Raw genomic sequence first — 20557 nt, forward strand, 5'->3', positions numbered from 1 at the left:
CCTCAACCGTCCGGGAGTGACTTTGTCACTCCGGTGCCCGCACCGCCTTGCTGAAAATCAACCTGATTACCTTGAATATCTATTTTAAGCCCGTGAATGATGATGCCGCTTTTATTCAGTTCTATGTAACCGCCTGGAGTGGAAAGGCGTATATGGTTATCAGCAAAGATTTCAATTTTCTTTGACTGGATATCAGTAGCTTCGCCACTAAGCATGCTTAGTTTCTTGCCGACAGTGGTTATTTTTTCCTGTGCCGTATGGTTCAGATAAATGCCTCCGACATGAAGAACCTTGCCTCCAGCAACCTGATCGACACAGGCATGACCAATAGTTTCGGAACGCAGGCGGCTGATAATGGTATGATGTTCACCTGTACCTTGAAAGGCCTGGTTGATATCTTTGCCAAGCTCAACACCCAGTTCTGCCAATGTTTTGCCGGCATTCAGCCCATCATCCTTCAGATAATCGTTCTGTTTCTGGAGGCCGTCAGGCGACCAGAAACCGAGTTTTTGCGTACGCAAAGCTTGCGCCAGAGCCTTTAAACCGTCGGCTCCGTTGCCACTGGAAAGCCCTGCCCCCTGGTCCAAAAGCTCCGTAGTTTTCCGATTCAAGGCCGAAAGATCATTGAATACTTTCCTTGCATCGGCGCCATCTGCACCAACCGCAATATGTACGGATCCCGCCGTTTCCGTCTTACTGCTACCGCCAGTCCGGTGAGATTGATTGCCACCGATGGCATTGATTGCGTGTTGAGCAGCCCGGCTCATATGGCTACCGCCAGTTAGTTCAGTTTTTTCTTTTTGTGCAGCGATAAAGAAATGCTCTTCACCTGCTGCATCTTCAAGGGAAATCTCGTTAAAACCTTCGGCTTTATAACTCTGGGAGCGAATTGTCAGCCGCGTCTTACAATCTGGCAATTTATAAGCAGGCATGGTCTGGGGATTTGCCACCACACCAGTTACCACCGGCTTATCCGGGTTGCCGTTCAGAAAGGACACCACAACTTCAGTTCCCACACGTGGAATGATTTGCGCGCCCCAGCCCGATCCGCCCCAAATCTGCGCAACACGTATCCAGCACGTATCCGAACCATCTTTTTTGGCCTTGCGATCCCATGGAAACCATAATTTTACGCGACCATATTTATCACAATGAATCTGCTCATTGTCAGGCCCTGCCACAACGGCAATCTGCGTAGTTTCAATATGAGGTGCAGCGCGCTTGTTATGTGGTATCAGTGGTATATTGGCTGGTATTGCTGTGAACCTGTTATGGTATACTGGATTCTGCTCTCCCGATGAGGGGGCAGCTGCGGAGATGTAATGGGTGATACCGATAATGACGTGATCTGGCATCTGTCCACCCTTTAGATAGGCCGGCGTGAACATCCGCCCTGGCGCCAGCAAATGCACCGTACTGCGACCGTCAATCATGCAATACTGAGCTTCATCTGCCAACAGCAGCAATTTTTGTCTGTTCTCTGCCTCTTCATTTGTCTGAACGCCAACAGGATAAGAAAAAAAACCCTTTCCAGATGAATCTGCCTGTTGAATAAGTGACGGCACTTGTGTCGTTATAGCTGCATTTGGCATTTCAAAGTTCCAGTCCGCGCCAGCACGGCTGCGCGGTACATATTGGAATGCTTCTTGCCATGAGAAGATATGCTCCCGCCCGTTCTGACGGTTATTGAGAAAAAACGAGGCTGTGCCATCCGCCCATTCTTGCGCGCTCATCCAGGACGCAGGCCGATCACCGATACAAAACCGACACCGGCCTTTGTCATGATGGAACCACCAGAAAAGCCCCGCCTCTTCCAATCGGCGTACCATATACTCAAAATCCGTTTCACCGTATTGCACACTATATTCGACAACCGAAGGCTGTGTCTGCAGACGGAATTCAGGAGAGGATTGATTATATTCTTTGATTAACGCCCCAGCCACATCAACGGCACTCATATGCTGCCAAATGCGGTGGTCTGAAGACTGACTGAGCCGCCACAGATCGGGTTGAACGACTATTCGGCAATGACGCGGTTTCTGGGTGTCTGGAGACTGAAACTGCAATTGCGTCACAATGCCGTTAAGATATCTACTGACTGGCCTGGCAGACGTTTCAGGTGAAACAGATGTCGAGAAGCTGAATTCGATCTCGACGTTCCTGCCAATAAGTTTTTCGGGATGGATTTCTTCAAAGCTTGTAAACTCTATTTCTGCCCGAAATAGCTGATTCACGTATTCATGGATTTCAGCACATACAGCATGGAACTCGCCGGATAGGCCCGGCACGGTCAGGCGCAGACAACGACTATCCGAACTATATGTACTTTGCATTTCTGCAAACATTTCCCTTTTTTACTCCGTAATATGCTGCGGTAAGAATAAAAATTCTGAATTATGAAGTTAGATTTAGGGAAAAGCCCGCGTATCTCCAAATATTCCTAGATTGAAACCACCCGTGCTATCTCATTTATTTTACTTTACAGGTCGCAAGATCATATCCTGCAACTAAAGGCGATTGAGCCTTGTTATTTTGATCGTACTCTATGAACTTCCATTCGATATCAGTAAAATTTAAAGCAATTTGCTCTTGCGGCATCTGATCACCGCCGCCGCTTAACGTATAATTCGATAGCAGGGTATTATTTAATGTAATCTCCAAATAAGTCTCACCTGGATCACCAGTAGTAACAAAATGAATTATTGTTTTCTTTGAAGGCATCCCTGACGAGGCCATCTGCTTAAGTTTTATACTTGATTTATCGTAGTATTTACTGATATGAAGATCGCTGAAGGCGGGCTGAACTCCCTCTCGATTGGATACAGCCCCGGTGTTACTGGTGATATAACGACTGATGTTGAAATCAATAGCAGCGATATTGATCCAATTTTTGTGTGCTTCGTGAGTCGCATTGCCATCAATGCCGTCAATCTTAAGATAGAGCCCCATTCTTACGGTTCCTTAAATTCATGAATTTCGCAAAGCAAATTGCTGGAATTGATCAAACTAAATAGGAAAAAGGATTAAAACTGCCTATCTTTTCTACAAAGAAGAGCATTCCATGAATTGCATATTTTAAATTTTAGAAAAATAACAATATACGACCCACTATATATTGCTATTGATATACCGCTCATCCCTCGTATTTAATATAGAATATATAGTTAAGCCATCACATTTTGTTCAAGAACATCTATAATAGAATATAATAATGCAAAATAATGCAGAAAGTATTCTCGACCCGCGTTACGATTCAGCCGTGCGAGATTTATATTATACCGCTAAAGATTTGCGTATGTCTGCCAGGCAGAAAGAAAAGCATGGCGACATATCTGCGACGGCACTTGAACATTGGAAAATGATCCGTCAGCAGTTGATGGATCTTTTCGCCGCCGGTTGCGCTGATCTGGAATTATGCAGTTGGCTGGCAGAAGCGGCTCTCCGCCTCGAAGGGTTTGCGGGGCTTGCAGAAGCCTTCAGCTTTACGCACGGACTTGCCGATAATCACGGCACTGCTCTCACTTCTATCGAACCGATAACGGATAGCCCGCAATACTGGATCGCACCGATTACCGAACTCAGCGGCGAGGGCTGTGAAGGTGTGCTCATTCAGCCGCTGCGCCTTTGCCCGCTTGTGCCGCAAAGCCGTTATGGCGAGCATAGTTTGTGGCATTATCAATGCGGAATGTCAGCGCGGGAACAAGAACCGTTTCGTGTACTCTCACAAACAATTCGCGATACGGGCAGTTCCGCGATGCAGGCGCAACGTGAGGAAATCGGCGCATGCATCAGGGCCTATGAGGCAATGCTGGCCCACCTTGACAGCCTGCTGCCTGCCCATCCTGCATCACGCACCAATCTTCTAGCCACCCTGGATGCGTGCACCCGCGCCATTAATGATCTAACCGGTTTTAATGAGACCGACTCTCAGGCTGAGCAGACTTCGAATGATGTCTTGCAACTCCCTCCAGAGCCTGCAGATCAGGCGGCAGAACTTTATCCCATAAAGATTACCAATCGTGAGCTGGCTTTGCGTTTGCTCGGTGATGTCGCGCATTTTTTTCGGCGCCACGAACCGCAGTCCCCGCTTGCGCCTGCATTGGAAACGCTGATCCGCCGCGGACATCTGCCCTTTGACGCTTTGCTTGAGGATTTGCTGCCCGATGCCGATACGCGTCGCGTCATTCTGATGAGCGCGGGCATTCAACCTGACAACTCCGACAATCGTTAAATTTTCGTCCCGCAAAGGAGATCGGCAATGAATAGTACATATGACAAGATAGACCGCGTAAGGAAGCCTCGGGTTCACATCAAGTATGAAATTGAAACCGAGGGGGCATCTGTCGAGAAGGAACTGCCCTTTGTTGTTGGCGTACTCGGTGATTTTTCCGGGAATGCCGGCGACAGGTCAAAGCCGTTCAATGAACGGAAATTCATTCAAATCGACCGTGATAATTTTGATGATGTAATGCGCAACATCGCGCCGGCCGTCTCCATGCGCGTGCCCAATATGCTGGAAGACACCGGCACCGATCTGCCGGTCACGCTGCATTTTGAGAAAATGAGCGATTTTGAGCCTGCTGCGATTGTGGAGCAGGTACCGGAGCTGAAGCGGTTGCTCGAAATCCGGAATATTCTGCGAGACCTGATGAGCAAGGCCGATCTCTCTATGGATCTGGAGTCCATGCTCGAGAATATACTGCAAAACAAGGTCGATCTTGAAAAACTGATCGCGGAACTCGGCGATGCGCAGCCTGCAGGCCAAACCACAGCTCAGATCGCTTCCGACGAAAATCCACAATAATATCAAGGCACTAGGATGCTGACGCATCACGCCTTGCAAACGCTCAATCGCCGCACGGACTTAACCGGACCTCAATGAGTAAAGCTCGTAAAGGTTCAGTATAAAGCCCCCCCCCAATCAGGATGTTTCAGACATGAGTGCACAATTAGAGGCCGATACGGATATCAAAACAGACACCAAGGAAGCAGGCCTGTTGCCGCAGATCATTGCAGCGACCAAACAAACAGCGCCGGACCGGGTGGAACAATTATTGCGCACCTTGACCGATCAGGCGCTGGCTGGAACAGTCACCTTCAACCGCAATTTTTCGATAACAATCCGTGACGCCGTTGACAGGCTCGATGCTTTGATTTCAAGGCAGTTGGGCGCGATCATGCAGGCACCAGAATTCAGCTCTCTGGAAGGCAGCTGGCGCGGGCAGCATTATCTCGTTCAAAACAGTGAAACCGGCACGCAATTGAAGCTGCGTATGCTTAATGTTACGAAACAGGAGCTGCAAAAAGATCTGGCACGGGCGGTTGAATTCGATCAGTCGCATTTTTTCAAAGCTGTTTATGAGGCTGAGTTCGGCAGCCCTGGAGGCGAACCGATCGGCACGCTGATCGGTGATTACAGTTTCGGCTACTCTGCGGAAGATGTTGATCTGATGCGCAACATATCCGGTGTTGCCGCCGCATCCTTTGCGCCGTTTATCGCTGCCGCAGCACCGGCAATGTTTGGCTTTGACGATTATCGTGAGCTCAGCCGCCCGCGCGATATGGCGAAAATTTTTGAGACGTCTGAATATATCAAGTGGCGCAGTTTCCGTGAAACGGAAGATGCGCGCTTTATGGTGCTGACAATGCCGCGCGTTCTGGCACGGTTACCGTATGCACCCAATGCGACACAGATTGAAGAATTCAACTTTGACGAAACCGCTGCCTATCCGCAGGGAAAACTGCCGCATGAGAATTATTGCTGGATGAATGCTGCGTATGTTTTTGGGGCGCGCCTGACCGATGCTTTTGCCAAAAACAGCTGGTGTACCGCTATTCGAGGCGCTGAAAACGGCGGCAAGACCGAGAATCTGCCGCTTTATACCTTTATCAGTGATAATGGCGATATTGATCTGCAATGCCCAACAGAAATCGGCATTACAGACCGACGCGATGCAGAACTTGGAAAACTGGGTTTCATGCCGCTGTGCCATTACAAAAACACGGATTATGCGGTTTTCTTTGGTGCACAAACCACGCAGAAGCCAAGTATATACGACAGTTATGCAGCAACCAGCAATGCAGCTATATCAGCGCGTCTGCCCTATATTCTAGCAACCTCGCGTTTCGCACATTTCCTGAAGGTTCTGGGACGCGATAAAATCGGCTCTTTCATGGAGGCATCCGACTGTGAGGCATGGCTTAACCGGTGGATATCGGCTTATGTCAATGCCAATGAAGATGCTAGCGCGGATACCCGTGCCAAATATCCGCTGCGAGATGCCAGTATCAGCGTAGAGGAAGTGCCTGGCAGACCTGGCGTTTATAATGCGGTGGCATGGATGCGCCCATGGCTGCAAATGGAAGAACTGACCACATCTTTGCGGCTTGTGGCGCGTATCCCTGCAAAAGGCTGATCATTGAGTCCGGCATCAAGTAGCAACAAACCGGAAACACCGCCTTTGACTGCTGATCGTGTCATCGTGCGGCTCGATCAGCTGATCAATGCTCAAGTCAATGCCATTATGCAGCATCCCGATTTCATTGCTGCAGAGTGTCGGTGGCGGGGGGTGCTTTTGTTGGTCCATGCATTGCCGAAAGGCAATCAGGTCCGTCTGAAGTTATTGCAAGCGGATTGGTTGGAAATCAGCCAGGATTGCAACCGTTGCGAGTTTGATCACACGTGGCTTTTTGAGCTGATTTATAATCAGGAATTTGCCATGCCCGGCGGAGAACCTTTCGGGCTCCTCATCGGTGACTATATGCTGGGTCCCGACCTAAGCGGACCGGATGGTACCGAAAATATACTTACGGTACTTGCCGCCATTGCTGCTGCAGCCTTCTGCCCCTTTGTGGCCGGTGCAGCGCCCTGTGCATTGGGTTTGTCCGGTTACGGGGATCTGAACCGACTACCGGATTTGATCAGCCGGATCACCAGATTGGAATTTACCCGCTGGAATAAATTGCGGCAGCACGAGGATAGCCGTTTTCTCGGTCTTGTTGCGCCGGGCATTTTATTGCGCAGTCCTTACAGAGCCAGTTTGCGACAAGACAGTTTTCATTTTGAGGAATATGTCGCGCCCGATGGGTCAACGTTGCGGTTTGGTAATGGCTGTTTTGCTTTTGCGATCAATGTCATGCGCAACTTTATCCGGCACGGCTGGTTCTCCGAGCTTTGCGGGATCACTGAGAATACGATGGAAGGCGGCTATATCGGTGAAAATATACTGCCGCCTTATATAGGGCCGGATGATCTCGACAGAATACTCTGCCAGCCGCCGGTTGAAGTTCGCCTGACTACCGATCAGCAACAGCAATTCTGCGCTGCAGGCATCATTCCGGTTGCAACCTCTTATCTTATGTCGGGTCTGGTTTTTAACGTCAGTCAGAGCCTGTATCTGCCGCCGGACCTACGAGCTCATGATAATGCAGCCTTGTCGGGTATGCTGCAGTATGTGCTGTGTGTCTCACGCTTTGCCCACTGTTTGAAAGCAATCATGAGGGATGAAATCGGCAGCCATACGAGCGTGGATAAATTACAAGACCGACTGCAAAACTGGCTGCTTACCTATACGCTGGCGGGCCATAATCGTGACGCTGCGTTACGGATACGCTATCCTTTGCGCGCCTCTCGCGTATCTGTGCGTGAGATTGCAGGGCGGCCCGGTCTGTATAGCTGCATGTTGGAATTACAGCCCCATCTGCATCTGGATAAACTCCATGCAACATTCCGGCTGCTTATTGACGAAACCTTGCCTGCCACTGCGCGCGTTGCGGAAGGTTATTCCGCATGAAGAAAATGCGCTCTATCCCCTCAGTCCTTGATCGCCTGATACAACCTGTGATTGCTATGCCGTCAGGTACAGCGATACAGGATGAAGTTGCCGACGATATTCGCCGCAATCTCATCGCCTTGTTTAATACGCGCCGCTATCCTGGGTTTGCATCAGTATCAGGTAATGATCACATCGGAGCACTGCCCCTTTATGGCTTGCCGGAAATGGCTGCAATAAGCGTGGATGACGAGACCGCATGCAATAGTTTTCTAGCGATGATCAAGCGCCAGATTTTGATTTTTGAACCGCGGCTGCGGCAGGTTTATGTCTCGTTGTCTGATACGAAGCGTATTTCTCCAAGATGTCTGGAACTGATAATCGAGGCTGAGCTTTGCTGCACGCCTGAGCTGCAAATATTGGCTTTCCGGTCTGTGATTGATCTTTCATCCCGATATATTCAACTGGAAGAGCACTATGCAGAAAGAGTTTCTGGCGTTTTATCATGATGAGTTGCAGACGTTGCGGCGACGTGCAACCGTGTTTTCCCGCACATATCCGGAAGCGGCAGCGAAGTTGCGATTGGTGGAGGGTCTTGCAGATGACCCCCATGTTGAGCGGTTGATTGAGAGCTTTGCATTTATATCCGCAAGGATCAGACACAAGCTTGAAGATAGTTTTCCTGAATTATCTGCGGGTCTGATTGAGGCGATTTATCCGCATCTTCTGGCGCCGCGTCCCGCGATGAGCCTTGTCAGTTTGGTGCCTTCGCCGGATCTCACAGCAGTACAGCGGGTGCCGCGCGGATTTGAACTTTTAAGCGATGATATAAACGGCGATAAATGCCGTTTTCGCACCACGCAGGCCGTGGACCTCATTCCCGCAAAGATCATTGATGTCCGCTATGAAACGGATAGGGAGGTCCTATCATCATGTCCGTTCGACACAGCACAAAGCGCACTCATAATATCGCTCTCGCCATTAAAGAAGGACGGCCATCTCGGAGCAGCCGGTCTGAAGACCCTTCGCTTTCATCTCTCCGGCACATGGGAACAGGCAAGCCTGCTTTATATGCGCATTCTTGCAAATGCGGTGGGCATGAGCCTTTGCAATACACAGGACACGGAAGAACCGGAATTTCTATCAAGCGATCACATAGTACCGGCAGGCTTCGCAGATGAAGAGGGTTTGTTACAGCCATCCGCTCATTTTCATACCGGTTTGCGGCTGCTGAGTGAATTCTTCGCTCTTAAGCACAAATTTTTGTTCTTCGATATATCCGGCCTTGAAAACTGGCAAAGCAAAAAACTGACGCTGACCATTTATCTCGACCGACAGGATAGTGCACTGAGAAAAAACCTGACTGCCGACAGTATCAGTCTCAATACCACACCGGTGATCAATCTGTTCCAACAGCGTTGCGAGCCTGTGCATGTGAACGGTGAACGGGAACAATATCCTTTTGTGCCAGATTACCGCTTCCGTCAGACTCGTAAATTTCATTCCGTCGATTGTGTGACTGCTGTGAGTGAGAACGGAGCAACGATTCTCTGCCATCCTGCTGGTCATGCAAAGATCTGCAGCGGCAGTAGCAGCCTGGTCTGGCAGATTGTCAGAGATTCCTCGGCCGGTGAAGATGAGGATTGTATGATCGGCTTCAGCGGTAGCGCGCTGGATCGCGGTCAATCATTTGTCGCACAGATTGAGGCGCTTTGTACCAACGGACAATTGCCCAATCAGTTGCCTTACAACAACGGCAGTCTGCAACTTTTGCCGGCAAAGCCGCATAGTATGATTGCTGCAATCCGATGCCTAATGCCCTTCACATCATCGGTGGCAAAACCATTATCCGGTGATCAATTATGGCGGTTTATTGCGCATCTGCGGGTAAATCATCTCTCCATCAGCAATGATACAGGTCAAACTCTGCGCGAAATTCTGCGTCTTTATCAGGCAAATGAGGATGCCGACGGCCAGAAATTTATCGACTCGGTTCAATCTGTTACACCTCGCTCGTCCATGTACCGGCTCAGACAAGGCGGTTTTGCAGCTGCGACCGATTTTGACATCTGCTTCTCCGCCGATACCATATCCCCTGCCGGAATCTTTATCTTCGCTTCCGTCCTCAATCGATTTTTACAGCTTTACACCTCCATCAACAGTTTCAGCCGTGTAACCGCGCGGATGGAGAACCTTGCTGAGCCGGTTGTCCGCTTTCCTTTCTGTCCATCTATTCGGAAGCCGGTATGAGCGGGTCGGTCACCATAAAAGCGACAGCTGAGGAGCGGGAAATTTCCGGTTTTGACACGGCCGTTACCTATCGTCGTCTCAGGCAGCATTTGCCAGACGATGCACTAATGATGCAATTGCAGCTATCGCTGAGTCCGCTACCGGTCAGACTGGTCAAGGACCGGCAGCATGGCAGCCATATTGCCACAACACTCGCCGCCCTGACCGGCGCCACAGGATGTTTGCCGCCTTGTTATGAGGAAACAGCGCTGGCGCAGACTTTGAACAGGAACGATTCTTATGCTGCTTTTATTGCGTTGTTTCAGCGAAATCTGGCCGATCTGCTCGTTGAGGCAAGCGCCAAATACAGTGCGCACCGACAAAGCCGCCGGACCCAACCCGCTCAAAATCCATTCTCGAATGCCATTCTAGCACTTGCCGGATGTGAGCACAGGGATGAGAAAAATGAACCGCAGCTTTTCGCCATGCAGTATGCGGCGTTGTTTGCCGATGACCGGCGCAATGCCGAAAGCCTCAAAGCTATGCTCACAGATATATTCGGCATTCCGATTGAGATTGCTGAATTCCAGCCGCGCTGGCAACCGGTTCCGGAAGATGAACGCAGTTTTCTTAATGGACGTTCCCGGCTTGGCGCGGATAGCTGCATCGGCGCCTCGGCTAGAAATGCAGCTGCCTATTTTCGCGTCATTCTCGGCCCGCTTGACTACTCGCAATTCCGCCGGTTTCTGCCGGACCAGCCTGAAGCACAACAGCTTGCCGACCTGATCAGGTTTTATTGTGGCTTTGGACTCAGCTTCGACGTTCAGCTGGTACTTGAAAAAACTGCAGTGCTTCCAGCCTGCCTCTCCGCAGATTGCCGTCTTGGTTATCACATTTGGCTGGGTGCTACAGACACACATCAATGGCATCGTAGCGATGCGGTATTTGACGAGCGAACGATCTCCAATAACAAATCACGGGATATAACCTATGCATCGTGAGAACAGAGTCATCTGGGGAGAAGGTATGTTTCTGCGTCCCCAACATTTCCAGCAGGCCGACCGCTGGACAGAAAGGATGACGCACCTTCTGCTGCATATGATGCCCGGCTATTTCCGCGGTATTGCCAAATTGGAAATTGATACCGGTGCTCTGACCCGCGGTGAGCTGGCGCTACTGGCGCTGCGCGTTGTCATGCCCGATGGCAGCATGATTGAAGCGCCGATTGACGCAGCCTTGCCTGCACCCTTGCAATTGAAGGAAACCTCTGCGGGTTATTCAGTGTATCTGGCATTGCCTCGCCGTGAAGCGCAGGAACCAGGTATCGCGCGCAGCGATGCTCCCGGACTGCAGACTGGCAAATTTTGTCGTATCCGGACGCAAGAAATTGACGTAGCGGATGCCAATGGTGATATCAGCCCGACGGCACCAGTTGAAATTGGGCAATTTAATCTTCAGTTGGTAAGCGAGCGGACGGATGCCGCTGACACGCGGCTAACCGGCTTGGCAGTTCTTGAAATTGCCCGCGTGCTTGAGGTGAAGCCGGATAAATCCGTGCAACTGGATGAGAATTTTATTCCCTGCTGCCTGAATTGTGCTGCAAGTCCCAACCTTATCAGTGCCATGAAAGAGCTTATCGGGCTTATTGAAAGGCGTGCGGAAGTCCTCGCGCAAAGAATTGGCAGCCCGGCACAACTCAGTCTTTCCGAAACAGCGGATTTTCTGCTTTTGTCAGCGCTCAACCGCACAGAACCACGGCTCAAGCATATGCTGGATCATGCTGCGACAACACCGCCAGCAGAGTTCTTCGAGCTATGTCTTGCCCTGACCGGCGATATAGCTGCACTCACAAGAGTGGAAAAACGCCCTGTCCCGCTGCCGGTTTATGACCATGATGATTTGAACCGGTGTTTTCCGGCATTGCTGCGGATTTTGCGTAATGATTTGGCCTCCATGATTGAAAAGCGCGTCATTTCGATCAATCTCGTGAAAAAACAATTCGGGCTTTATATCGGGAAACTGGGCAATCCGGCATTACTTGAGAATGCCACCTGTATTCTTGCCGTTCGTTCTTCTTTGCCTGAAGAAGACATACGGAGCCGTTTACCATCGCAGATCAAGATCGGCCCGATCGAAGAGATTGTCAAATTGGTGAAACTGGCCATTTTCGGCATCGGCCTGCGGATACTTACCGTCGTTCCGCGCCAGTTACCCTATCAGCCATCTACCGTCTATTTTGAACTGGACCGCAACGCACTGATCTGGGGGGATCTCCTGCATTCCAAAGCCATTGCCCTCCATCTGGCAGCACCCTTTCCTGATATCGAAATGCAGATATGGGTGCTCAAACAATGAATATTGCCGCACAAAACAGACAATCCAGCGAAGTGATGCAGCACGATCCGGTGGCGAGAAAAATACAGAGCAGACCGGTTTACTTCTGTTTTGATCCTGACACTCATCCTGCTCTCGTCGGCCATGCGGCATCTTTGATTAATTTTGCTATTTCTCTCAAATCTACCAAACGAATACATGATCTCGGACGGTTGCATCGTCTCGCCATGCGCATGTTGTCCCATTACCGTCAGACCCTCGGCAAGCTGCAGGTAAAAGATCACGACATTACTGTCGCCCATTACATTTTATGCGCTACCATTGATGATGCGGTCTTAAGTCAGTCATGGCGTGTCAGGGCGGGCTGGGCGGAATATGGTTTGGCCGCATATTTTCACCGCGATGTGAACAGCGGTGATCGTTTTTTTGAAATTCTCAACAAAGCGCTCGCGGCGCAACCGCTTAATAAACCACTCCTGCTTTTGTTCTATTACTGCCTTGCACTGTGCTTTGAAGGAAGGCTGCGTCTACATGGTCATCAGGCGCAAGAAAAAAAACGTATTCTTGACCGGCTTTACCAGCTGCTTGCTACAGATTATGGCAGCCGATTACCGATTGTCGGGCTGAGTGCTGAACAGCTTCCGGCATGTCCGCGCAGGAAACGGCTGCCGGTTCTGCCGGTTCTACTCTCCGTGCTGATCGGTGCAAATGTACTGTCAAGTGTCGCTTTTTATATGTCTATCTTGCCTGCACAGCGCAAGGCGGCTGAGCAGCTCCATGCATTGACGCGCTATCAACTATCCGTTCGTTCTCCCGCCGATGAGCATCCGGATCCAGAACCTGCTCCTGTACAGACTGCTATGGCAGCTCCTCAACTGGATGAAATTCTGGCGACAGAAATTAACGGCAGAGATATTGCCTTGTTCAAACCGGCAGGCGGAACGCCGTTCATACGTATTCTCAAAAATCCGCTTTTTGCCTCCGCCTCGGATAAGATTGCCCCGAATGCGATCGATTTAATTAAACGTATTGCTGAAGCTGTCGCTCTGACCGGCGCGGATGTTACCGTGGTGGGCTATACAGACGGCCAGCCAATTCGTTCGCGCCGGTTTCCCTCCAATCAGGTTCTGTCGCAGGCTCGCGCGCAGGCCATTGCCGGATTATTGCAGCCTGCGATGCCAGACATTGTCATCCGGGCTATCGGCAAGGGTGCCGCTGACCCGGTTGCCGACAATGCAACGCCGGAGGGACGCGCCCTAAATCGCCGTGTTGAGATTTATCTGACGCCCAAGCGGCAAAAATTGGTCATAAACCGTAATGATCTTTAAAATGAAAGATTATAAAAAATACTCCATTTCATATTTATGGATTTGCGTAACTTTCATCTGGGCTAGTCTGATTTCTTCAGCAGTCTGGAGCTGGGGTTCATTGCTGTCTTTTTACGGTTATCATCCGTTGGCAAATAACCTCCACCGCCTCTATGCGCTGGCAGTAATTTTCCTGCTCTGGATGACGGGAATATTATATTATCTGACAGTCAAAAAAAAATCTATTCTCTCAGAAACCGCCGCGGCGGATATTGAACCGACACAGCCCGATATAGCAACCGATACAGATACTGAGCATTTTTTTGCAAAGCATAAAGTCAAACTTGGCAACAAGAAAAAAGGTCTGTTCCTGATTATGCAATTGGGTGAGGCAAATCCATCGCCTCTTATTCCGCAGATTATCCGGCTGGCCCCATGCGGCCAGCTCATTGCTTCCGAATTTGACCGGCGCGGACAAGCGGGATGGGCCGAATTCACCTCTGCCATCTATGCGGAATGCTGTTCAACCATAAGGTCTGCCGATCAGAAATTATCTGCTTTATGGACTGACCTTATCAGTCAATGTGCGCGGCGGATAACGACCCTGCCCGTGAACAGCTTGATCATAACGACCGATTACGCAACAATTACCAATGAGCAGCAATGGCAGAATGTGCAAGCTGCAATCATGGACATGACGAAACAGCTGCACCACAGACTCGGTTATGTTCCCCCGGTCTATTTTCTGCTGAAAGATGCTCAAACAATCAGTGGATTTTCCGAATATTTCCAATCCGTGAGTGATCTACAAAACCACGCTTTGCTGGGGATTACCATTCCGGTGACAGCAAAAATCGACGCGGCGGCATATGAGGCAATGCTCGCCCGAGGATTCAAAACGTTACAAAAAGATATTGAAGCGCAGATTGCGGAAAAGCTGAACCGTTTTTCTGGTCAGCACGAGCCTCATGCTCTATTCTGGTTCCCCGCTCGGTTTGCTGATTTTCTCAACCAATATAAACAACGCCTTGAACAACTGGCTTTATTCTTGTCTGGTATAGGAGGCTTACCGCCACGGGCTGCCGCAATAGCTTGTTGCACGACAGATCATGTCAGATTTCTGAAGAGTTTCCTGTTATATGTTCATAACGATACAGCTACAGCAGAACATATTGCAGCCATACGCCAACGCAGACGAAAAAGACGAACTGGCCTTGTACTTGCTTCTCTGCTGATTATAGGCCTTTCGGCCGGTGTATGGACATATATATTCTGGCAGTCACGGGAATATCTTGCAGCCTTTTCTGCAAAACTGAGCGCTACCGATGCCGCTCTTTCTGATATGAACAAGCATCCTCAAAAGAGCTTTTCTCTCACATCTGTTGTGACCCCGCTGCTCATGACACGACAGCTGATGGATGAACAAAATACCAACCTTCTGCGCAGGATGGCTGTCGGCTCAGACCTCCGCCGCAGCCTGATAGAAACCCACGACCAACTGGCCGATAAATATCTGTTACCGCAAATAGTGCAGCAGCTGGAGACAGAACTGCGTATTACGGGAACGAATTATAGCAGCCGGAATCATCTTTTTGATGCGCTTGCCCTCTATCTGAGTCTTGCCGGACGATTGGTACTTTCGGAGCAGGACCTACAGCAGCTAACTCAAAATGTATTTAAAACATTAGGGCAAGATTATGCGCAAAACGATCAGATGATGCGTGAGATTAAAGACTTGTTCAGAGCAGGTAGAGTTCCGATCAGGCCGGATAACGCCCTAATCGAACAAGCCCAATTACAACTCACTGATCTTTCCCAAGCCAGTCGCGCGCTTTATCTATTGGAACAGTATAGTCAGGCTGCAGGTCTCTCCCCTTGGCAGGCCTCAGAGATTATTGGACCGGATGCGGATGATATAATATCATTTCGCCGTCCAGAAACCAGCCAATACAGAATACCAGGACTTTATACAAAAAGCGGATTTGATACAATTATTATTCCCCGTTTTTCGGATGCTATTCAGAGTGTCATAAAGACGGAGAAAGTCTGGTCAAAAATACGACCGGCAGATCCATCGACGCTGGCACAAGATGTACTCACAACTTATTCTACTCACTTTTATCAACGCTGGACAGAATATCTGCTGAATATTAGCATTAATCCACCGGAGGTTACAGTCGTATCAAATCAACAGGGCATGCAAATACGTGGGACTTACAAAGCCCCTTTGCTTAAATTGCTCAGTAATATTGCGGAGCAAACGGCGCTTATACCGTTTGACACCAAAGTCAGCAGTGATCTGGAGCTGGCAAATAATCGCTCATCGTGGAAAGATAAACTGCCCTTTGCGTCTTTACGGGCTTTTCTTAAGAATAATAAAACCACGGGAACAGAGCTGCCTTTGTCCGATCAGCTATTCTCAATCCTTAGCGGGATTGAAAAACTTCAGGCTCGTCTAGACACTGCAGACAGCACATCCGATGGGAGTGCTGATCTCGAAACCAAGCTGCTTGAGCAGTATCGGCGGTTACAGGAACTCACACCGGAACTCCCTTTCCCACTGCGTCCGTGGATGGAGCAGTTTTCTGAGAATGCGAAACCGACATTGGGCACAGCCATCAAGAAATCACTTGGCAATTTATGGGATAAGCAAAATTATGGCATTTGTAAAATGCTCACAACAAACCGCTACCCGTTTCAGCAAAATACATCAGACGAAATTGCACTGGAAGACTTTACCCGTTTATTCGGGCCTGACGGTATATTCGCACATTTTACCAATGAAGCTTTGCAGCCCTATGTCGATACGAAATCATTGCCTTGGCGATGGCGGAAGAGTTCCGCACGATTTTTGAACAAGGCCAGTCTGGACATGTTTGAAAAGGCTGATCTGATCCGTCGCAGTTTTTTCCAAGCGGATCAGAAAATGCCATCCTTTACTGTAAAAATCAGGGCTCAAAAATTACCGGACAATATTGCCATAGCAATCATGCAGATCGGAGACACATCTGTTAGCGCAAGCGCTCAGCAAAATGATACAGTTTCGGTAAGCGGGCCGGTTTCCAACAATGAGAACTCGTCAAAAGTATTAATCTTTACCGATAAATGGCATGAAATTGCCAGTGCAGACGGCCCCTGGTCGCTGTTTCGGCTGCTTGATCAGGGAAAAGTGACACAAATTACGGACGGGCAATATCGTGTTTCGTTTGCTGCGCAAGGAAAATCTGTGTCTTTCCTACTGGATTTCAGTGCCCTGTATCCTGCCTATAACAAGGCATTGCTGGAAACATTCCGGTGCACAACACTCAATTGAGCATTCTGCGGCAATATTCGTTCGGGCTGTAATTGGCCTGGCTGCCATCAATGGTGATCCGTTCTGATCCGCCGTGTCAGGTCAAAGCCTTTCAGCAAAATTTTGGCGGCATGTAGATCCCGATTCCTACTGAAATAGAGCTCGACAGTCCCGTCGGTGCAGTCGCTTGCATAACGTAAGCTTCGTCTGACATAGCCGGGCCTGGCGGTTTCGGCCTAGGCCATACTGTCCGTAGCTTTGGATCATAAGCTACTGAAATCGCTTAACTTAGTTTTCAGTTCGGTTTTGAGGCTCAAAGTGCGCGGCACAAACCAGCGCTACAATATTTATAGCGCTTTATAGGAATAGGACGTGGCGATCCATTCTGCTAATATTTATATCGCTACTGCTTTGCTTCATGCGGAGCATGTAAGCCTAATTTGATTCAAATAAGGATCGTATTCAATGATTGTTTCATTTCTTGACATTGCACTTGCAGCAGAAGTTGTAGGCGAAAAGCTTTCGTTCAGGCATTCCAGCGATCTTTGTAGCGAGAATAGCTGCGGAACGGCGGCTTGCTCCAGTTGCGGCGGCAGTGGTTGCGGGCAATAGTCTGAGTACCATCTAAAGGTTGTCTGGAATGGCTCTTATAATCACTCCAGACAACCGCAAAATAGGATCGACGCATGAAGTTGATCGAAACGCTCAAGACGCATCAGTATTCTTATTTCACTGAAGGCTTCGAAACCGAAAAATTTGACCTGTCTGAAGCCGAAATTGACGGAAATATAATTACTTTTATTGTAAGTTTTCAGACAATAGATCGTTTTAATTTACCATTCCTTCTGCTTGATCGTGCGACACAAAGCCTTGGCTTTCAGGCTTGTTCATATTTACTTGCTCAGCAAGGACAGATCTTCCGTTTTCTGTTTCTTAAACGCGTGAACTGGCAGTTTCTGCGCCCAATAAGGCCCCATCGGTCTGTCTCAATAGAAGCACAATATAATTGTGCTTTTGAGAATAGCAGGAAAGCACAGTTCTCTTTTTCCGGAACAATCAATGGAAGCAGTGCTGTGTTTGAGATCGAAATCGATGTTTTTTTAAATTAGAACGCGTTTCGATCTGATTGAATCAGATAGGCGTCTAACTGTTTGTTTTTTACGCGCATCTTATCCGAAAACCGTTTCACACCTTTCGGGATGTGCTCTAATTACGGTAGTGTTCACGTGAAAAATTCTCATGAGATTTTTTTCGATCAGGCCTTCTCTACTATATATCAGAGAATACTACTTCAAGAAATTGCAGAAATCAGATCACATGAAACAGATTTGGTTCCTATTGATGTATTGGACGATTTTATTCGGTTATCGTTCATTCCTGTTTTTCGAAGATTGTGGGAACGCACACTGATCCTCGAGCTCAACCACGCTGAAAAAAGAGGCGTGCTTCAAGGGAGAACTGAGGAAGAGCGTTTTGAGTACTTTTCTATAAATGTTTTAACGCAAAACAATCTGGATGCTTTTTATAAAAAATATCCAGGACTACAGTCTCTTTGGCAAGAGCAAGTTAAACTTATCTGTTCAAATGTATTGATCCTTCTTGAGCGCATCGCATCAGATTTTCATGACATTATCTGCGACCTGGGTGGTGATTGTTCTGCACTTAAAGTGAGAAAAATAGCACCTATCGGAGATTATCATCGTGGTTTGCAGTGTGCCGCGCGCATTGATTATCAAACAGATACTGGCTTTTCAGGAAGAGTCTATTACAAACCCCGCAATCTGAATATCGACCAAGGATACGCACAGTTTATCGACTGGTGGAATGGTCGGAGCTCAATCATCCATAAGGCACCGCGGGTAATAAACAAAGGAGATTATGGGTGGATCGAAGCCATCAATCATCTCGAATGTGCGGCAGATAATATCCATGATTATTACCGACGTTATGGGTCGCTTCTTGCGTTTGCGTCAGTTTTTGGGACCACTGATCTTCACATGGAAAATGTCATCGCTCACGGTGATTTTCCGGTTATTGTTGACCTGGAAACCTTGTTTTCATGCACACCCGATATGAAAAAGGATAACCCAAGCTACTATCATTCCTATTCATCCCTGCTTTTGCCCACCCACGCCGTGGAGGATCAGGTTGAGACAAGCCCGCTGAGTGCTTCGCCAGAAACTAAGACTGACCTTGAAACGATGATCAATCCACAGCGGCGAACCAGTTCTCTTCGAATGGAAGCCGCCGTCTTTGTGACAGGTAAAAACGAAATTGAGGTCAAGATCAACGGAAAGCTGATTGACTTTAGAGATTATAAAGAGGACATCATTCGCGGATGCGAGGATAGTCTTAAATTAATAAGTCAAAATAAAGAAGAATTCCTGAAAATTATAAGTAGCATATTTCAGACAGTACGCGTGCGAATTCTTTTCAGAGCTACAGTTGAATACATAAAAATATTATATAATATGGGACATCCCATTTCCTTGCATGGAAATAGCATGCATAAAGATGCTAATGTTTTGTGTGGGGACTATTATGATGAAAGCATTCTCTCATCTGAAATCACACAATTGCTAAATGGCGATGTACCCTATTTTGAAATTGATTTTGGCGGAAACAGAATCATCGACGGCAACGGAGATTTGCTCGATATCCCTATCCACCATTCCCCGCTGCGCAAATTTGAGCATCAACTGGCGCGCAATAGTGTTGATGTTGTTAAGCTAATAACTGATGATATTGAGCATGCATTTTGCGCTTTTAATGTTCGGGTTGGCGCAAATACCAACTCTGCATCGACCGCATCTTCACCAAAATTCGCGCCCTGCGCAGAAGCTGATATTGCATGGTTTAATGAATACGCAAACTATGCAATGGATACAGTAAAAGAGAAATCCTGCAGACACGATCAAATTATCTACTGGCGACAAATCAACGCCATGGAAGATAAAGCTATTCGAGCCGGTATTAGCGAAATAAGTCTTTATGACGGTCTGGCCGGTATAGCATTAGCTTATTATATCATTGGCCGTCGATTGGAACGTGCCGATTTTCGAGCGTTTGCAACGCAAATAGCACAACAAATTTCTCAACAGTTAGCACTTATACCCCATGCTACGCTCGGAGCGTATACTGGTACAGCCGGTACACTGTGGACACTGTGTGAAATTAGCCAGAATAACCCTATCAGGGTCCTGAAAACAGTAGAAGCAGAACTCGCCAAGCTTACTTATGCGCTGGTCGCCACTGATTATCAAAATTACTTTCAAATGGACATCATAAGTGGCGTTGCCGGTACCGTAATGATGTTGATCCGTTTGCACTCACAGTTCAAAGAGTTTCCGCTCGCAGATGCGATCCAGCGCGTTGCTGGTCTTGCCTATCGGGTGTTGAAAGCAAATGCCAACAGTCTGATGCGTGATAATACGTTGATCGGATATGCCCATGGCACGGCAGGGGTTTCGGCAGCGTTGGCAAATTATATGCTTTATTTCGGATGTGCGGATAAAGACGCTTCACATCTCATTGAAACCAATGTGATGTAAGCGGTCAGCCGATGGCGTTAGACTTGAAGTTCCAAGGCATAAGAGCTTCGATTTCGGTTACAGGCCAGCCTT

At 48.5% G+C, this 20557-nt stretch carries 14 protein-coding genes; 12 read left to right on the plus strand and 2 right to left on the minus strand.

The annotated features are described in order from the left end of the window. Positions 1-2: 2 nt before the first annotated feature. On the minus strand, positions 3-2345 hold the full coding sequence (locus JNC70_RS21000; RefSeq protein ID WP_104755295.1) for a type VI secretion system Vgr family protein: 2343 nt from the start codon (positions 2343-2345) through the stop codon (positions 3-5). Positions 2346-2469: 124 nt separating this feature from the next. Next, positions 2470-2949 carry an Hcp family type VI secretion system effector gene (locus JNC70_RS21005; protein ID WP_104755296.1) on the minus strand — a complete coding sequence of 160 codons (480 nt, stop codon included), beginning with the start codon at positions 2947-2949 and terminating at the stop codon, positions 2470-2472. A gap of 262 nt (positions 2950-3211) precedes the next feature. Between JNC70_RS21005 and JNC70_RS21010 the strand changes: the two genes are divergently transcribed. The 12 genes from JNC70_RS21010 (at position 3212) to lanM (ending at position 20485) form a co-directional block, all read left to right on the plus strand. Beyond that, positions 3212-4231 (plus strand): type VI secretion system protein TssA, encoded by a 1020-nt coding sequence (locus JNC70_RS21010; protein WP_104755297.1) that lies wholly within the window; start codon positions 3212-3214, stop codon positions 4229-4231. A gap of 27 nt (positions 4232-4258) precedes the next feature. Further along, entirely contained in the window at positions 4259-4804 is a 546-nt protein-coding gene (tssB, locus tag JNC70_RS21015) for a type VI secretion system contractile sheath small subunit (protein ID WP_104755298.1), read from the plus strand. A 133-nt stretch (positions 4805-4937) separates the two neighbouring features. Further along, positions 4938-6416 carry a type VI secretion system contractile sheath large subunit gene (tssC, locus tag JNC70_RS21020; protein WP_104755299.1) on the plus strand — a complete coding sequence of 493 codons (1479 nt, stop codon included), beginning with the start codon at positions 4938-4940 and terminating at the stop codon, positions 6414-6416. Positions 6417-6461: 45 nt separating this feature from the next. Next, a complete protein-coding gene (gene tssC / locus JNC70_RS21025; protein ID WP_167394045.1) occupies positions 6462-7793 on the plus strand; it encodes a type VI secretion system contractile sheath large subunit in 1332 nt (443 codons plus the stop codon). After that, on the plus strand, positions 7790-8281 hold the full coding sequence (gene tssE, locus JNC70_RS21030; protein ID WP_104755301.1) for a type VI secretion system baseplate subunit TssE: 492 nt from the start codon (positions 7790-7792) through the stop codon (positions 8279-8281). The genes tssC (JNC70_RS21025) and tssE overlap by 4 nt, the downstream gene beginning before the upstream one ends. Next, the gene (gene tssF / locus JNC70_RS21035) at positions 8250-10022 is read left to right on the plus strand and encodes a type VI secretion system baseplate subunit TssF (RefSeq protein ID WP_104755302.1); all 1773 of its coding nucleotides are present in this window, start codon (positions 8250-8252) and stop codon (positions 10020-10022) included. The genes tssE and tssF overlap by 32 nt, the downstream gene beginning before the upstream one ends. After that, positions 10019-11002 (plus strand): type VI secretion system baseplate subunit TssG, encoded by a 984-nt coding sequence (gene tssG / locus JNC70_RS21040; protein ID WP_104755303.1) that lies wholly within the window; start codon positions 10019-10021, stop codon positions 11000-11002. The genes tssF and tssG overlap by 4 nt, the downstream gene beginning before the upstream one ends. 25 nt (positions 11003-11027) lie before the next feature. Further along, a complete protein-coding gene (gene tssK, locus JNC70_RS21045; RefSeq protein WP_167394046.1) occupies positions 11028-12356 on the plus strand; it encodes a type VI secretion system baseplate subunit TssK in 1329 nt (442 codons plus the stop codon). After that, positions 12353-13663 (plus strand): type IVB secretion system protein IcmH/DotU, encoded by a 1311-nt coding sequence (gene icmH / locus JNC70_RS21050; RefSeq protein ID WP_167394047.1) that lies wholly within the window; start codon positions 12353-12355, stop codon positions 13661-13663. The genes tssK and icmH overlap by 4 nt, the downstream gene beginning before the upstream one ends. A 1-nt stretch (position 13664) precedes the next feature. Continuing rightward, positions 13665-16955 carry an ImcF-related family protein gene (locus tag JNC70_RS21055; RefSeq protein WP_167394048.1) on the plus strand — a complete coding sequence of 1097 codons (3291 nt, stop codon included), beginning with the start codon at positions 13665-13667 and terminating at the stop codon, positions 16953-16955. A 665-nt stretch (positions 16956-17620) separates the two neighbouring features. Beyond that, a complete protein-coding gene (locus JNC70_RS21060; RefSeq protein ID WP_104755307.1) occupies positions 17621-18043 on the plus strand; it encodes a hypothetical protein in 423 nt (140 codons plus the stop codon). 117 nt (positions 18044-18160) lie between these two features. After that, entirely contained in the window at positions 18161-20485 is a 2325-nt protein-coding gene (gene lanM / locus JNC70_RS21065; protein ID WP_374788914.1) for a type 2 lanthipeptide synthetase LanM, read from the plus strand. The last annotated feature ends 72 nt before the right edge of the window (positions 20486-20557 follow it).

Origin of the sequence: Brucella oryzae, from assembly GCF_041929965.1 — a bacterium.
Lineage (GTDB): Bacteria > Pseudomonadota > Alphaproteobacteria > Rhizobiales > Rhizobiaceae > Brucella > Brucella oryzae.

What these genes read in the sequence shown, in the direction of transcription:
- JNC70_RS21000 (WP_104755295.1), bottom strand. Translation starts at nt 2,345, where the DNA reads ATGTTTGCAGAAATGCAAAGTACATATAGTTCGGATAGTCGTTGTCTG.
- JNC70_RS21005 (WP_104755296.1), bottom strand. Translation starts at nt 2,949, where the DNA reads ATGGGGCTCTATCTTAAGATTGACGGCATTGATGGCAATGCGACTCAC.
- JNC70_RS21010 (WP_104755297.1), top strand. Translation starts at nt 3,212, where the DNA reads ATGCAAAATAATGCAGAAAGTATTCTCGACCCGCGTTACGATTCAGCC.
- tssB (WP_104755298.1), top strand. Translation starts at nt 4,259, where the DNA reads ATGAATAGTACATATGACAAGATAGACCGCGTAAGGAAGCCTCGGGTT.
- tssC (WP_104755299.1), top strand. Translation starts at nt 4,938, where the DNA reads ATGAGTGCACAATTAGAGGCCGATACGGATATCAAAACAGACACCAAG.
- tssE (WP_104755301.1), top strand. Translation starts at nt 7,790, where the DNA reads ATGAAGAAAATGCGCTCTATCCCCTCAGTCCTTGATCGCCTGATACAA.
- tssF (WP_104755302.1), top strand. Translation starts at nt 8,250, where the DNA reads ATGCAGAAAGAGTTTCTGGCGTTTTATCATGATGAGTTGCAGACGTTG.
- tssG (WP_104755303.1), top strand. Translation starts at nt 10,019, where the DNA reads ATGAGCGGGTCGGTCACCATAAAAGCGACAGCTGAGGAGCGGGAAATT.
- tssK (WP_167394046.1), top strand. Translation starts at nt 11,028, where the DNA reads ATGTTTCTGCGTCCCCAACATTTCCAGCAGGCCGACCGCTGGACAGAA.
- icmH (WP_167394047.1), top strand. Translation starts at nt 12,353, where the DNA reads ATGAATATTGCCGCACAAAACAGACAATCCAGCGAAGTGATGCAGCAC.
- JNC70_RS21055 (WP_167394048.1), top strand. Translation starts at nt 13,665, where the DNA reads ATGAAAGATTATAAAAAATACTCCATTTCATATTTATGGATTTGCGTA.
- JNC70_RS21060 (WP_104755307.1), top strand. Translation starts at nt 17,621, where the DNA reads ATGAAGTTGATCGAAACGCTCAAGACGCATCAGTATTCTTATTTCACT.